The sequence below is a fragment of the Conexibacter sp. CPCC 205762 genome (assembly GCF_030646155.1).
Classification (GTDB): domain Bacteria; phylum Actinomycetota; class Thermoleophilia; order Solirubrobacterales; family Solirubrobacteraceae; genus Conexibacter.
The window spans coordinates 34,841-47,577 of sequence record NZ_JAUTDN010000006.1; the positions used below are offsets into that span (position 1 = coordinate 34,841).

Below are 12,737 nucleotides of genomic sequence, written 5' to 3' on the forward strand. Positions count from 1 at the left end.
ACTGTCGATAAACCGCAGTAACTTCACGCAGCTCGGCGGGAACTAGGCCGTCTGCGCCTCCTCCGCGGCCTCCGCCGGCGCGAGCGCGCGGCGGTAGCCGTCGGCGAGCTGGCGCAGGGCGCCGCTCCAGGAGCGGTGGCGGACGGCCTCGACGCCGGCGGCCGACAGCCGCTCGCGCAGCGCCGGCCGGCGCGCGAGGTCGACCAGCGCCGCCGCCAGCAGGTCGGCGTCGGGCGGGCAGAGCCAGCCGCTGCGCGTGTGCTCGACCAGCTCGGCCGGGCCGCCGGCGTCGACCGCGATCACCGGCAGGCCGCTCGCCTGCGCCTCCAGGATCACCTGGCCGAAGGTGTCGGTCTCGCTCGCGAACAGGAAGATGTCGGCGTCGGCGTACGCCTGCGCGAGCGCGTCGCCGTCGAGCCAGCCGAGGAAGCGCGCGCTGTCGCCGAGGCGGGCGCGCAGCGTCTCCTCCTCCGGGCCGCCGCCGGCCAGCGCGAGCTGCAGCCGCGGCTCGCGCGCGTGGGCGCGCAGGAACGCGTCGGCGAGCAGGTCGGCGCCCTTCTCGGCCGTCAGGCGGCCGGCGTAGAGGACGGTCAGCGGCTCGCGCGCGCCGACGCCGCTGAGGCCCTCGGCCGGCTGCGGGCGCGTGCGCTTGGCGGGCGAGAAGCGCGAGAGGTCGACGCCGCGGTCCCAGCGGCCGATCTGCTCGCGCGCGATCCCCAGCTCGGCGAGCGAGCTGTCGGCCGCCGCGCTCGGCGACAGCACCTGGCCGCACTGCCCGTAGAAGACCGCCAGCGCCATCTGCACGGCTGCCTCGATCCGCTCGTCGGCGGTCCGCAGGCGGGCGTAGGCGGCCAGCTCGGTGTGGTAGCTGCCGACGACCGGCAGCCCCAGCAGCCGCGCCATCAGCGCGGCGCCGATCCCGGCCGGGCCGGGGGAGACGAGGTGGACGAGGTCGTAGCCGCCGTCGGTCAGCGCCTCGGCGATCGTCGGCAGCGACGGCACGCCGACGCGCAGGCCGGGGTAGAACGGCACGTCGACCTCGGCGACCGCGGCGAGGCGGCGGTCGACGTGCGGGTCGGTGCCGACGACCTCGACCTCGAAGCCGGGCAGCCCGTGCTCGCGGATCTGCTGCAGCGTGTGCGTGACGCCGTGCATCGAGCCGACGCCGTCGGCGACGAGCGCCACGCGCGTGACGTCGCGCTCGCGGGCCGACAGCTTGTCCTTCTCTCTCGCGAGGAAGGCCTGCGCCGGCACGTAGGGGATCGCGGGCAGGCAGGCGGCGAACAGCTCCAGCCCGACGGCGCCGATGCGGTCGATGTCGCCGGCGCTCGCGAGCGCGTTCTCGACGGCGCGCGCCAGCCGCTTCTCGTGCACGCGGCGGGCGCGGCGGGCGAGGTCGGAGTGCGAGAAGTCGTCGCGCTGCATCAGCGCGACGAGCGCGTCGGCGTCGGGCGCGAGGTCGAGCGCGTCGAGCCACGCCGACAGCAGCCGGCGGCCGTCGTCGGGGCCGAGGCCGCTGCCCTCCTCGCCCTTGCGGTCGTCGGCCTCGAGCATCATCCGCTCGCACATCTGCAGGACCGCGAACGGGTCCGGCGCCTCCGTGCGGTCGGCGCCGATCGAGCGCGCGGCGAGCGCGATCGCGGCGTGCGACCACTTCGCGGCGCTGCCCTGTCTGCCGTGCGCGGCGACGCGGCCGGCGCGGATGTGGGCGAGAAACTCGTCGGGCGTGGCGGCGGCCGGAGCCTGCGTGCACGTGCGACCGATGTCGACGCCCGCATGGTCGTCCGAGCCGCCGACGCCCGTTCCCCCGTGGGTCTCGATGTAGATCGCGGCGGGAGCGTTCAGCTCCGGTGCGCGCGACCCGTTGCGGACCTCCCAGACGGGGAAGAGCTGCGCGAGCCGCCGTCGGTGGCGCGGAGCCAGTGGCGCCTCGACGGCGTAGAAGGGATGCGCGAGCGCGCACGCGATCTCGTTGCCCTGCAGGTACTCGGCGACCGCCTCGACGTCGCGCGCGTTGGCCTGCAGCCAGGCGTGGTCCGCGGGCGTGATCCCCCAGCAGAGGACGTGGACGGCCTGCGGCTCGCCGCGGAACCAGGTCGTCAGCTCCTCCGAGACGAACACGTCCGGCAGGCCGAGCCGCTGCAGCTCGAGACAGCCGTCGATCGTGTCGTGGTCGGTGATCGTGACGAAGTCCATCCCCCGCAGCTTCGCCAGCTCGTAGACGGCCTGCGGCGGCGTGGCGCACTCCGGCAGCCCGACCGCCCGCTGCACGCCGAGCTTCGACAGCTGGCTCGCCGTCGAGTGGCAGTGCAGATCGGCTCGCGTCACCTGGTTCTCGCGCATGCTCACAAAATGGCGTGCAAATCAGCGCCTTTTGTGATCAGCAAGCGAAGATCGTGTGGCCGGGGAGTGAACGTGCACCCGCCGCAACGTTGCATCGCAACGGTTCCGCAACGTCGGCCGGCGTACTGTCGATGGCAGGAGAACCCGACGAAGGAGAGATCGTCATGGCTGTTGCCGTTTCCATGGCCGACGCGACCCGCCGCTTCACCTCCGAACCGCGCAAGCTGCTGATCGGCGGCGAGTGGCGCGATTCCGTGAGCGGCAAGACGTTCGAGACCTACGACCCCGCGACCGGCGCCGTGCTGGCGACCGTCGCCGAGGGCGACAAGCAGGACGTCGAGCTGGCCGTCGCGGCCGCGCGCAAGGCGCTCGACGGACCGTGGGCGAAGCTGAACCCCTCCGAGCGCGGCCGGATCGTGCACCGCATCGGCGACCTGATCATGGAGCACGCCGAGGAGCTGGCCGAGCTGGAGACGCTCGACAACGGCAAGCCGAAGGGCGTCGCGCTGGCCGCCGACGTTCCGCTCGCCGCCGACCTCTTCTGGTACATGGCCGGCTGGGCGACGAAGCTCAACGGCGGCACGATCAACCCGTCGGTGCCGTACATGCCGGGGGCGGAGTTCCACGCCTACACGCTGCGTGAGCCGGTCGGCGTCGTCGGCCAGATCATCCCCTGGAACTTCCCGCTGCTGATGGCGGCGTGGAAGCTCGGCCCGGCGCTGACGACCGGCTGCACGGTCGTGCTGAAGCCGGCGGAGCAGACGCCGCTGAGTGCGCTGCGGCTCGCCGAGCTGATCCAGGAGGCCGGCGTCCCGGACGGCGTCGTCAACGTGATCCCCGGCTTCGGCGAGACCGCCGGCGCCGCGCTCGCCCAGCACCCGGGCGTCGACAAGGTCGCCTTCACCGGCTCGACCGAGGTCGGCAAGCTGATCGCCCAGCAGGCGACCGGCAACCTCAAGCGCGTCTCGCTGGAGCTCGGCGGCAAGTCGCCGAACATCGTCTTCAGCGACGCCGACGTCGACGCCGCGATCGCCGGCGCCGCGCAGGGGATCTTCTTCAACCAGGGCGAGGTCTGCTCGGCCGGCTCGCGCCTGTACGTGCAGGAGGATCAGTTCGACCGCGTCGTCGAGGGCCTCACCAGCGCGGCCCAGTCGATCAGAGTCGGCCACGGCCTCGACCCCGACACGGAGATGGGCCCGCTCGTCTCGCAGGAGCAGTTCGACCGCGTCACGAGATACCTCTCGATCGGCGAGCAGGAGGGCAACCGCGCGACCGCCGGCGGCAGCGCGATCGACGGCGAGGGCTGGTTCGTCCAGCCGACCGTGCTCGTCGACGCCAAGCCCGAGCACACGATCGTGCAGGAGGAGGTCTTCGGCCCGGTGATCGCGGCGATGCCGTTCAGCGACGTCGACGACCTCGCCCGCCAAGCCAACGACTCCCACTACGGCCTCGCCGCCGGCGTCTGGACGCGCGACATCTCGAAGGCGCACAAGCTGGCGAAGCGGATCAAGGCCGGCACCGTCCACGTCAACTCGTACCACGTCTTCAGCGCCGAGCTGCCGTTCGGCGGCTACAAGCAGTCCGGCTGGGGCCGCGAGATGGGCGAAGAGGTGCTCAACAACTACATGGAGACCAAGTCGGTCATCGTCGGGCTCTGAATTCCTTTCCCAGGGGGCGGCGCGCTGGTTCCCGCTTGCGCCCGCTCCCCGGGGAGGCGTAGCGTGATGCGATGTTCGACAGAAGATCTGCACTAGCCATCCTGGCGACCGCCATGCTGCTCGCGGTTGCCGGATGTGGGAGCTCGGGCGGCGACGACTCCGCCACCGTCGCGACGGCGGCACCTGACGGCAGCGCCGCGTTCGTGAGAGCGGCTTGGGACGTCTGCGACGGGTTGAACGCCGAGATCGCGGCCGTGCCGAGATCGTCGCTGACGCAGCAGGACCCGGCCAGAGACACGGCCGTGTGGCTCGAGCAGGTGATCAGAATCCGCCGCGACGGCGCGAGCAGACTTGCGCAGGTGGAGGTGCCTGCCGACGCGAAGGGTGAGTACGACCAGTTCGTCGCGCTGATCGGAGAGCAGACCGACAGCTTTCAGAGAATCCACGACGCGATGGCGTCGGGCGACAGAGCGACCGCGGACGCAGCCTCGACCGACAGCGCGGTCGCCAACGAGAAGCAGAACGCGATCGCCAGAAGACTGGGGATAGACGGCTGCGCGGGCGGCTGAGCGGGAGGCGCGTCAGGCCTGCGGGGCGAGGGTCGTTGCGAGCCAGCTCCAGAACCGCTCGGCCTGTCTCGGCAGGGCGCGGCGGGGGTCACGGACGGCGCGCAGCTCGCGCGCCAGCGGGACGTCGCGGAGGGGGACGGTGCGGAGGGTGCCGTTGCGCTGCTCGGCGTCGACCGCCAGGCGTGACAGCAGTGCGAAGCCGCCGGCGGCGAGCGCGCGCTTGACGCTCTCGGCGCTCGCCAGCTCCAGCAGCGGCTCCAGCGCGACGTCCTGCTCGGCGAGCGCGGCGGTCGCGACCATGCGGGTGCCGGAGCCGGCCTCGCGGGCGACATAGGGCTGGCCGCGCAGCTCAGCCGCGCGCAGCGATCTGCGGCGTGCCCAGCGGTGCGCGGTCGAGACGACGACGGCGATCTCGTCGCGGTGGACGACGAGCGGCTCGAGGCTGCCGAGCGGGTCGCGGCCCTCGACGAAGCCGATCTGCGCGCGCCGTTCGCGCAGCGCCGCGATCACGCCCGCCGAGTTGACGATGTCGACCTGCGCGTGGACGGTCGGCAGCTCGCCGCGGAAGCGCGCCAGCCAGTCCGGCAGCAGGAACTCGCCGACGGTGTGGCTGGCGGCGAGCGCCAGCGAGGGCCCGCCGTCGCGCTGGTGGCTGGCGAGCGCCTCCTCGGCGTCGCGCAGGGCGGCCAGCACGCGCTTGGCCTCCGGGTAGAGGACGCGGCCGGCGCCGGTCGGGCGGACGCCGAAGCGGCCGCGCTCCAGCAGCGTCGCGCCGGTGCGCCGCTCCAGCGCCGCGACGCGCTTGGTGACCGCCGACTGCGTCAGCTCGAGCGTGTCGGCGGCGCCGCGCATCGTGCCGGCCTCGAAGGCGGCGACGAACGCCGCCAGGTCGGCGCTCGGGAGCGGGTTGGCGGTCAGTTCGCCCATCTCGTCATCATCGCAACAATTCCAATTCGGAATACTGACCCATTCCACATCGGAATCGATCGCGGCCGATGTCGACTGGTTCCGAGCCCCGTCCGGGCGCACCATGGATGACGTGAGGGTCGCCCCCAACTGGTTCACCGCCGCGATGGGCACCGGCATCGTCGCCAACGCCGCCGTGCTGCTGCCGCTCGACCTGCCCGGTCTGCATGCGCTCGCGCTCGCCGCCTGGGTCGCGGCGGTGCTGCTGCTGGCGAGACTGCTGGCGCTCTGCTTCCAGCAGTGGCGCAGCGGCTGGTCGCTGCCGAGCGTCACGCTCGCCAGCGCGCCCTTCTGGGGCGCCCCGCCGATGGCGCTGATGACGATCGCCTCCGGCACGCTGCTGGTCGGCCGCGACCTGCTCGGCGAGGACGCCGCGCTGGCGGTCGCGGCGGTGATGTGGAGCACCGGCACGATCGGCGGCCTCGTCGCCGTCTGGGCCGTTCCGCGCTGGCTGCGCAACCATCCCGACAGCCGGCTCGACGACGTCTACGCGACCTGGCTGCTGCCGGTCGTGCCGCCGCTCGTCTCCGCCACCAGCGGCGCCGCGCTGATCGCCAGAGCGCCCGCGGGCCCGCTGCGGACCGGTCTGCTGCTCGCCTGCTGCGCGCTGTTCGCGCTCAGCATCACGGCCGTGATCGCGACCAAGCGGCTGCTCGTGCGCCGTCTCAGGCGGCACGGCGCCGGCCCCGCGCGGATGGTGCCGACGCTGTTCATCGCGCTCGGCCCGCTCGGCCAGTCGGTGACCGCGGCCTGCCTGCTGGCGGCGGTCGCGCCGGTGGCGGTCGGCGCGCGGCTGGCGCACGGCATCGACGTGTTCGCGCTCGTCTTCGCGATACCGGTCTTCGCGCTCGCGCTGATCTGGCTGACGGTCGCGGCGACCGTCACCGCCCGCACCGCGCGCGGCCCCGGCCTGCCGTTCGCGGCGACCTGGTGGAGCTTCATCTTCCCGCTCGGGACCTGCGTCACCGGCAGCTCCGGGCTGGCGCAGCGGCTCGGCGCCGCGCCGCTGACGTGGATCGCCGGGCTGCTGTTCGCGGCGCTGCTGGCGGCGTGGGTGACGGTCGCCGCGGCGACCGCCCGCCATGCCTACACGCGCCGCGCGGGCGCTACTCCAGCTCCGACGCCTGCGTGAGCGCGGCCAGCTCGTCCTCGGCGAGCCTCAGCTCGGCGACCGGCAGCAGCTGCGCCAGCTGATCGGTCGTGCGCGCGCTCGCGATCGGCGCGGCGATGCCGGGCTGGGCGAGCGTCCAGGCGAGCGCGACGGCGGCGACGTTCGTCTGGTGCGCGGCGGCGATCTGGTCCAGCGCGGTCAGCACGGCCGGGCCTCTGGCCGTCTCCAGGTAGGCGGCGGCGCCGGCGGCGCGGGCGCTCTGCACCTGCTCGCCGCCGGGCCGGTACTTGCCGGCGAGGAAGCCCATCGCGAGGCTGAAGAAGGGGAAGACGTCGACGTGCTCGGCGACGACGTAGTCCTGCAGCGGGCCCTCGTAGGGGATCTCGTCGTGGCGGCGCTCGACGAGGTTGTAGTACGGCTGCAGCGCGACGTAGGCGGCGAAGCCCTCGCGGGCGGAGACCTCGCGCGCCTCGGCGAGCCGCGCGGCGGTGAAGTTGGAGGCGGCGATCGCGCGCACCTTGCCTGCTCTGACGAGCGCGTCGAGCGCGCCGAGCGACTCCTCCAGCGGCACGTCGCTGTGGTCGTCGTGCATGTAGAAGAGGTCGATGTAGTCGCTCTGCAGCCGTCTCAGCGAGGCGTCGGCGAACGTGGCGATGTTGGCGCCGGTCAGTCTGCCGAGTCTGCCGGCCTTGGTCGCGACCATGATCTGGTCGCGGTTGCCGCGCGCCTTCATCCAGTTGCCGATGATCGTCTCCGACTCGCCGCCGGAGTTGCCGGGCACCCACGCCGAGTAGGAGTCGGCGGTGTCGATGTGGTTGCCGCCGGCCGCCGCGTAGGCGTCGAGCACCGCGAACGACTCAGTCTCGTCGGCGGTCCAGCCGAAGACGTTGCCGCCGAGCGCGAGCGGGAAGAGCGTGAGGTTCGTCCATGCAGTGTTCGCCATCGCTCGAACCTATCAGCAGGGTCTGTACCATCTCGACCCAAATGGTCGAGAACACCGTGAGAGTGACCGTCGTGATCGGCAGCGCGACGCCGCCCGGCCGCCTGCGCCGCGCCGTCGCCGAGGCGCTGGAGCGCGCTGAGCGCACGGGCGCGATCGCGCCGGCCCTGATCGACCTCGCCGAGGTCCGGATCGCGAACGCCGACGGCACGCCGCCCGAGCAGCTCGGCGACGACACCGCGGCGACGGTCGCCGCGATCGCCGCGGCCGACGCCGTCGTGCTGGCGACGCCGGTCTACCGCGGCTCGTTCACCGGCGTGCTGAAGAACCTGCTCGACCACGTGCCGGTCGAGGCGCTGCAGGACACGCCGGTCGGGATCGTCGCGATGGGCGCGACGCCGCACCACTTCCTCGGCGCCGAGAGCCACCTGCGCGACGTGCTCGCCTTCTTCGGCGCGCTCGTCGCCCCGGTCGGCGTCTACCTGACCTCGGCCGACTTCGCCGACGGCGTCCCGACCGAGCACGCGGCCGCCGACCTCGACACGCTGCTGGCCGCGGTCGCGACGCTCGCGCGCGCGACCGACGGCCTCAGCCTCGGCGGCGCGCGCCCGCTGCCGCGGCGGCCGAAGCCGCCGAAGCCCTCCTAGGCGGCGGCGACGAAGCGCAGCCCGTTGCCGAACGGGTCGGTCGCGAACAGCGCGCCGTCGCTCTCCAGCGCCGGCGTTCTGGCGGCGTCGAGGCGGTCGCGCAGGTCGGCGAGCGCGGCGGCGTCGGGGAGGACGACCTCGAAGCGGTCGAGGCCGCGCGTCGCCGGCGTGTTGGCGGGGGCGCCGGCGCTGGCCCAGGTGTTGAGGCCGAGGTGGTGGTGGTAGCCGCCGGCCGAGACGAACAGCGCGCCCGGGTAGCCGCGCACGACGACGTCGAAGCCGAGCACGCCGTTGTAGAACGCCTCCGCCTGCTCGAGGTCGGAGACCTGCAGGTGGACGTGGCCGAGCACGGTGCCGTCGGCGACCGGCGCGTTGGGCGTGCTGGCGTCGATGCCGGCCGGCATGTCGTCGATCACGCTGTCGAGGTCGAGCGGAAGCGTCGCCATTCTGATCTGGCCGTCGGCCTCGCGGCCCCACTCCGAGCGTGGGCGGTCGCGGTAGATCTCGATCCCGTTGCCCTCGGGGTCGCTGAGGTAGAGCGCCTCGCTGACGAGGTGGTCGGAGGCGCCTTCGAGCGGATAGCGGGCGCTCGCCAGGCGCCGCAGTGCGAGCGCGAGGTCGGCGCGCGTCGGCAGCAGGATCGCGAGGTGGAAGAGGCCGGCGGAGCGGCGCGGGCGCTGCTCGGCGTCGGCGCGGCCGACGAGCTCCAGCAGCGGCGTGCCGTCGGGCGTGCCGAGGGTCGCCTCGTCACCGTCGTGGCGCAGCGGCACGAGCCCGATCACCTGCTCGTAGAAGGCGGCCTCGGTCGCGAGATCGTTGACCGTGAGGCGGATCGGGCCGAGGGTTGTCGCAGCGGGGAGTGAAGGAGGCATGTTCACGCTCGTCATCAAGGTTGCTTGCGCAATCAACAATAGCAAACGACGCCACCGCCGCGGGCGCGGCGGGCGCGAGGCCGGAGCGCGGCGTTTCAAGAACGCCGACGTGCCCGAGCGTGAGCGACCTCACACGCTCTATGGGCAGACGTTCGGGTTGCGTTAATTCTCCTCTCATCAACTGCGGGAACAGTCGAATTCATGGCTTTCCCCCCGGGCCGCCGGAACGCTCGATGAGCGTCGACTTCATCGCCGCCTACGCGGGCAGCTCCGTCGCGCAGGCGGCACTCGTCGCAGGCGCGACGGCGACGGCGACCCCGGTCTGGATAAAGCAGCTGCGCCACCGCCTGTTCGCGCTCGTGCCGTTGCTGTCGCTCGTCGGCGTCGTCGTGCTGCTGCGGCTGCACCCGGAGTACGCCGACAGCTTCGCGACGGTCGCGCTCGTCTGCGTGCCGCTGCTGGCGCTGCTCGGCGCGGCGCGCGTCGGCGCCCCGGCGCTGCTGATCACCTTGACCGCGATCGCGCTCGTGCTGCACGACACCCACTCGCTGCTGGGCCAGGTCGCGGCGCTGACGCTGATCGGCGGCAGCTGCCTGCTGCTCGGCACGCTGCTGGTCGCGCTGACGCCGCCCGAGTGGCTCGGCGCCGGCATCATCGCGATGGCCGTCGCCGATCTGGTCCTCGTCGCCAGCGGCCTGCTCGGCCCGGCCAGCGACGTGCTCAACGCAGCCGGCGTCAGCGACCACCTGCCGCAGCTGCAGCGGGTCGAGATCGGGCCGCTGGAGATGGGCTACGGCGACATCTTCCTGCCGGCGCTGGTCGGTGCGCTGCTGGCCGCGCGCGCCCGCCCGCGCACCTGGGCGGCCGGCCTCACGCTGCTGTTCGCGCTGCTGGCGGGGCTCGTCTTCCTCGCCTTCGACCGCCTGCCCGCGACCGTCCCGGTGGCGCTCGCGCTGCTCGTCGTCGAGGCCGCCGGCGCCGCCCGCCTCGCCTGGCGCATCCGCCGCGGTCGCCGCCGCCGCGCCGGCGGCCGCCCCGAGCGCGAGCCCGCCGCCGATCCGATCGCAACCGCGATTGAACCGGTGCCCGCCCCGGCTAGCCTCTGACGCATGGCACCTCTCGACGTCGCGATCGCAGGCGGGCACGGGCAGATCGCCCTCCGCCTCGGCAAGCTCCTGTCCGCCCGCGGTGACCGCGTCCGCGGCCTGATCCGCAACCCCGACCACGCCGACGACCTCCGCGCCGCCGGCGTCGAGCCGGTCGTGCTCGACCTCGAAGCGGCCGGTGCGCAGGCCGTCGCCGACGCCGTCGAGGGCGCCGACGCGGTCGTCTTCGCCGCGGGCGCCGGCCCCGGCAGCGGCGAGGGGCGCAAGCAGACGATGGACCGCGACGGTGCCGTCAAGCTGATCGAGGGGGCGAAGGCGAACGGGATCGAGCGCTACCTGATCGTCTCCTCGCGCGGCGCCGACGCGCAGGCGCAGGGCGACGGCTTCTCCGCCTACCTGCGCGCCAAGGGCGAGGCCGACGAGGCCGTCAGAGCGAGCGGCCTGAGCTGGACGATCGTCCGCCCCGGCGCGCTCGTCAACGACTCCGGCACGGGCCGGGTCCGCACCGACACGGGCGAGGGCGAGATCTCGCGCGACGACGTCGCCGCGACGCTCGTCGCCGTGCTCGACGAGCCCGCGACGGCCGGCAGAACCTTCCTGCTGGTCGGCGGCGACACGCCGGTCGCCGAAGCGGTCCAGCAGATCGCCGCCGGCTCCTAGCGCGAGCTACCCCTGCCCGATCGTCGCCGCGATCCGCTCGCGGAAGGCGACGAACGCCGGCGTCGCGCGCAGCTCGGCGGTGCGCGCGCCGGCGTCGAAGGGAACCTGCTCGTCGAGCACGATCCGCCCCGGGCGCGGGCTCATCACGAGCACGCGCGTGCCGAGGTAGACCGCCTCCTCGACGCTGTGGGTGATGAAGAAGGCGGTCTTGCCGGAGCCGCGCCAGATGCGGTGCAGCTCGTCCTGGAGACGGTCGCGCGTGAGCGCGTCGAGCGCCCCGAACGGCTCGTCCAGCAGCATGATCGCCGGGTCGTTGGCGAGCACGCGCGCGATCTGGCAGCGCTGCTGCATCCCGCCCGACAGCTCGTAGGTGGCGGCCCCGCCGAACTCGCTCAGCCCGACCAGCTCCAGGTACCGCTCGGCGATCCGGCGGCGCTCGGCGCGTGGGACGCCGCGCAGCCGCGGCCCCAGCTCGACGTTGCCGCGGACCGTCATCCACGGGTACAGGTTGGCCTGCTGGAAGACGACGCCGCGGTCGGGCGAGGGCGCCGTGACCGGCGCGCCGCCGACCGTCACCGTCCCCTCGGTCGGCGTCAGGAAGCCGGCCAGCAGCTGCAGCAGCGTCGTCTTGCCGCAGCCCGACGGGCCGACGACGGCGACGAACTCGCCGGCGCCGATCTCCAGCTCCAGCGGCGCCAGCGCCTGCACGTCGGCGTCGCGCCCGCGGTAACGGTGCGCGACGCCGCGCAGGACGACCGTGTGGTCGCCTGAGACGCTCACTTCGACGCGGCCTCCACGAATCTCGTCGTGACGGCGTCGAGGTATCTCTGCTCGTCGAAGACCGACGGGATCTGGCCGAGTCTCTGGTTGAAGGCGGCCGTCGCGAAGAGGTTTCTGCCGACGCCGCCGCCGAGGTACTCGGGGCCGGCCTGGTCGGCCGCCGTCACGAAGATCAGGTCGGCGACCTGCGCCTTCGCGTCGGCCGGCTCGATGTTCAGCTCGGCCGCGATCGATCTCGCCGCCGCGTCGGGGTCGTCCTGGATCAGTCTGACCGCTCTGTCCTGCGCTCTGACCCAGGTCGTGACCGCGTCCGGGTACTTGTCGGCGAAGGAGTTCGTGACGACCGCGAGGTCGTACGTCGTCTTGCCCTCTCTCGCCAGCTCCTCGCTGGAGATCAGCACTCTGCCGCCGTCGGCGACGATTCTCGCCAGGTTCGGGTTCCAGACGTAGGCGCCGTCGATGTCGCCACGCGTCCAGGCGGCGTAGATGTCGTCGGGCTCGGCGTCGATCACGTCGACGTCTCTCTCGCTCAGCCCGGCTCTGTCGAGCGCGGCCAGCAGCGAGTAGTGCGAGGTCGAGGCGAGCGGGGTCGCGATCTTCTTGCCCTTGAGGTCCTCGATCGAGCCGATGTCGTCTTTGACGACGAGCGCCTCGGCTCTGCCGATCACGTCGTGGATCCACGGCACCTGGTACTCGATCGGCGTCGAGAGGCCGCGTGCGACGGGGCTCGAGCCGGCGAGGCCGATGTCGATCGAGTTGGCCAGCACCGCCTCGTTGACCGTGCCGCCGGAGTCGAACAGCTTCCACTCGATCTGCGTGTCGGGGAAGGCCTCCTCCAGCCATCTCTGGTTCTTGACGACGAGATCGCCGTTGGGGATCGCCTGGTAGGCGATCGTGATCTTCTCGGGCGCGCCCGAGCCGCCGTCGCCGGAAGCGGCGGCGGCCGTGTCGGCCCCTCCCTTGTCGTCGTCGGACGAGCCGCACGCGGCGACGCCGAAGACGAGCAGCGCGGCGAGCAGCAGCGCGAGCAGCGGCCTGAGCGGGCCGCGTCTGACGGTGGACATGCGACGTACCTCCTGGTGGGT

12 protein-coding genes are annotated in these 12,737 nt (G+C 73.1%); 6 read left to right on the forward strand and 6 right to left on the reverse strand.

From position 1 onward, the window contains the following. Positions 1 to 42: 42 nt before the first annotated feature. Entirely contained in the window at positions 43 to 2,343 is a 2,301-nt protein-coding gene (locus Q7L73_RS07935) for a glycosyltransferase (protein ID WP_304688268.1), read from the reverse strand. A 164-nt stretch (positions 2,344 to 2,507) separates the two neighbouring features. On the opposite strand from Q7L73_RS07935, the gene Q7L73_RS07940 reads away from it, so the two are divergent. Both Q7L73_RS07940 and Q7L73_RS07945 read left to right on the forward strand, forming a co-directional pair. Then, a complete protein-coding gene (locus Q7L73_RS07940; protein ID WP_304688269.1) occupies positions 2,508 to 4,001 on the forward strand; it encodes an aldehyde dehydrogenase family protein in 1,494 nt (497 codons plus the stop codon). Between the two features lie 113 nt (positions 4,002 to 4,114). Next, positions 4,115 to 4,570, forward strand: coding sequence for a hypothetical protein (locus Q7L73_RS07945; RefSeq protein WP_304688270.1), 456 nt, complete (start codon positions 4,115 to 4,117; stop codon positions 4,568 to 4,570). Between the two features lie 12 nt (positions 4,571 to 4,582). On the opposite strand, the gene Q7L73_RS07950 is transcribed toward Q7L73_RS07945, so the two are convergent. Continuing rightward, entirely contained in the window at positions 4,583 to 5,497 is a 915-nt protein-coding gene (locus Q7L73_RS07950) for a LysR family transcriptional regulator (RefSeq protein WP_304688272.1), read from the reverse strand. Between the two features lie 112 nt (positions 5,498 to 5,609). Here Q7L73_RS07950 and Q7L73_RS07955 point away from each other — a divergent pair, with 112 nt between their 5' ends. Next, complete coding sequence (locus Q7L73_RS07955) at positions 5,610 to 6,668, forward strand: C4-dicarboxylate ABC transporter (protein WP_304688274.1); 1,059 nt, start codon at positions 5,610 to 5,612, stop codon at positions 6,666 to 6,668. Here Q7L73_RS07955 and Q7L73_RS07960 read toward each other — a convergent pair. Further along, complete coding sequence (locus Q7L73_RS07960; protein WP_304688276.1) at positions 6,643 to 7,590, reverse strand: aldo/keto reductase; 948 nt, start codon at positions 7,588 to 7,590, stop codon at positions 6,643 to 6,645. The two genes, Q7L73_RS07955 and Q7L73_RS07960, sit on opposite strands and share 26 nt — an antisense overlap. Positions 7,591 to 7,631: 41 nt before the next feature. Here Q7L73_RS07960 and Q7L73_RS07965 point away from each other — a divergent pair, with 41 nt between their 5' ends. Continuing rightward, entirely contained in the window at positions 7,632 to 8,234 is a 603-nt protein-coding gene (locus Q7L73_RS07965; RefSeq protein WP_304688278.1) for an NADPH-dependent FMN reductase, read from the forward strand. On the opposite strand, the gene Q7L73_RS07970 is transcribed toward Q7L73_RS07965, so the two are convergent. Continuing rightward, positions 8,231 to 9,106, reverse strand: a complete 876-nt coding sequence (locus Q7L73_RS07970; protein ID WP_304688280.1) for a VOC family protein — start codon at positions 9,104 to 9,106, stop codon at positions 8,231 to 8,233. The two genes, Q7L73_RS07965 and Q7L73_RS07970, sit on opposite strands and share 4 nt — an antisense overlap. Before the next feature lie 233 nt (positions 9,107 to 9,339). On the opposite strand from Q7L73_RS07970, the gene Q7L73_RS07975 reads away from it, so the two are divergent. Both Q7L73_RS07975 and Q7L73_RS07980 read left to right on the forward strand, forming a co-directional pair. Next, positions 9,340 to 10,212 (forward strand): hypothetical protein, encoded by an 873-nt coding sequence (locus Q7L73_RS07975; protein WP_304688282.1) that lies wholly within the window; start codon positions 9,340 to 9,342, stop codon positions 10,210 to 10,212. Between the two features lie 3 nt (positions 10,213 to 10,215). Next, entirely contained in the window at positions 10,216 to 10,872 is a 657-nt protein-coding gene (locus tag Q7L73_RS07980; protein WP_304688284.1) for an SDR family oxidoreductase, read from the forward strand. A 6-nt stretch (positions 10,873 to 10,878) separates the two neighbouring features. Here Q7L73_RS07980 and Q7L73_RS07985 read toward each other — a convergent pair whose 3' ends face one another. Together Q7L73_RS07985 and Q7L73_RS07990 are read right to left on the reverse strand one after the other, a co-directional pair. Then, the gene (locus Q7L73_RS07985) at positions 10,879 to 11,652 is read right to left on the reverse strand and encodes an ABC transporter ATP-binding protein (RefSeq protein WP_304688286.1); all 774 of its coding nucleotides are present in this window, start codon (positions 11,650 to 11,652) and stop codon (positions 10,879 to 10,881) included. Beyond that, positions 11,649 to 12,716, reverse strand: a complete 1,068-nt coding sequence (locus tag Q7L73_RS07990; protein ID WP_304688288.1) for an ABC transporter substrate-binding protein — start codon at positions 12,714 to 12,716, stop codon at positions 11,649 to 11,651. Before Q7L73_RS07990 ends, Q7L73_RS07985 begins: the two co-directional genes overlap by 4 nt. Between the last annotated feature and the right edge of the window lie 21 nt (positions 12,717 to 12,737).

Bases quoted from the DNA above. Each gene is read 5' to 3' on its own strand.
- Q7L73_RS07950 (WP_304688272.1), bottom strand. From the start codon at position 5,497: ATGGGCGAACTGACCGCCAACCCGCTCCCGAGCGCCGACCTGGCGGCG.
- Q7L73_RS07980 (WP_304688284.1), top strand. From the start codon at position 10,216: ATGGCACCTCTCGACGTCGCGATCGCAGGCGGGCACGGGCAGATCGCC.
- Q7L73_RS07990 (WP_304688288.1), bottom strand. From the start codon at position 12,716: ATGTCCACCGTCAGACGCGGCCCGCTCAGGCCGCTGCTCGCGCTGCTG.
- Q7L73_RS07970 (WP_304688280.1), bottom strand. From the start codon at position 9,106: ATGCCTCCTTCACTCCCCGCTGCGACAACCCTCGGCCCGATCCGCCTC.
- Q7L73_RS07935 (WP_304688268.1), bottom strand. From the start codon at position 2,343: ATGCGCGAGAACCAGGTGACGCGAGCCGATCTGCACTGCCACTCGACG.
- Q7L73_RS07945 (WP_304688270.1), top strand. From the start codon at position 4,115: ATGCTGCTCGCGGTTGCCGGATGTGGGAGCTCGGGCGGCGACGACTCC.
- Q7L73_RS07975 (WP_304688282.1), top strand. From the start codon at position 9,340: ATGAGCGTCGACTTCATCGCCGCCTACGCGGGCAGCTCCGTCGCGCAG.
- Q7L73_RS07960 (WP_304688276.1), bottom strand. From the start codon at position 7,590: ATGGCGAACACTGCATGGACGAACCTCACGCTCTTCCCGCTCGCGCTC.
- Q7L73_RS07940 (WP_304688269.1), top strand. From the start codon at position 2,508: ATGGCTGTTGCCGTTTCCATGGCCGACGCGACCCGCCGCTTCACCTCC.
- Q7L73_RS07965 (WP_304688278.1), top strand. From the start codon at position 7,632: ATGGTCGAGAACACCGTGAGAGTGACCGTCGTGATCGGCAGCGCGACG.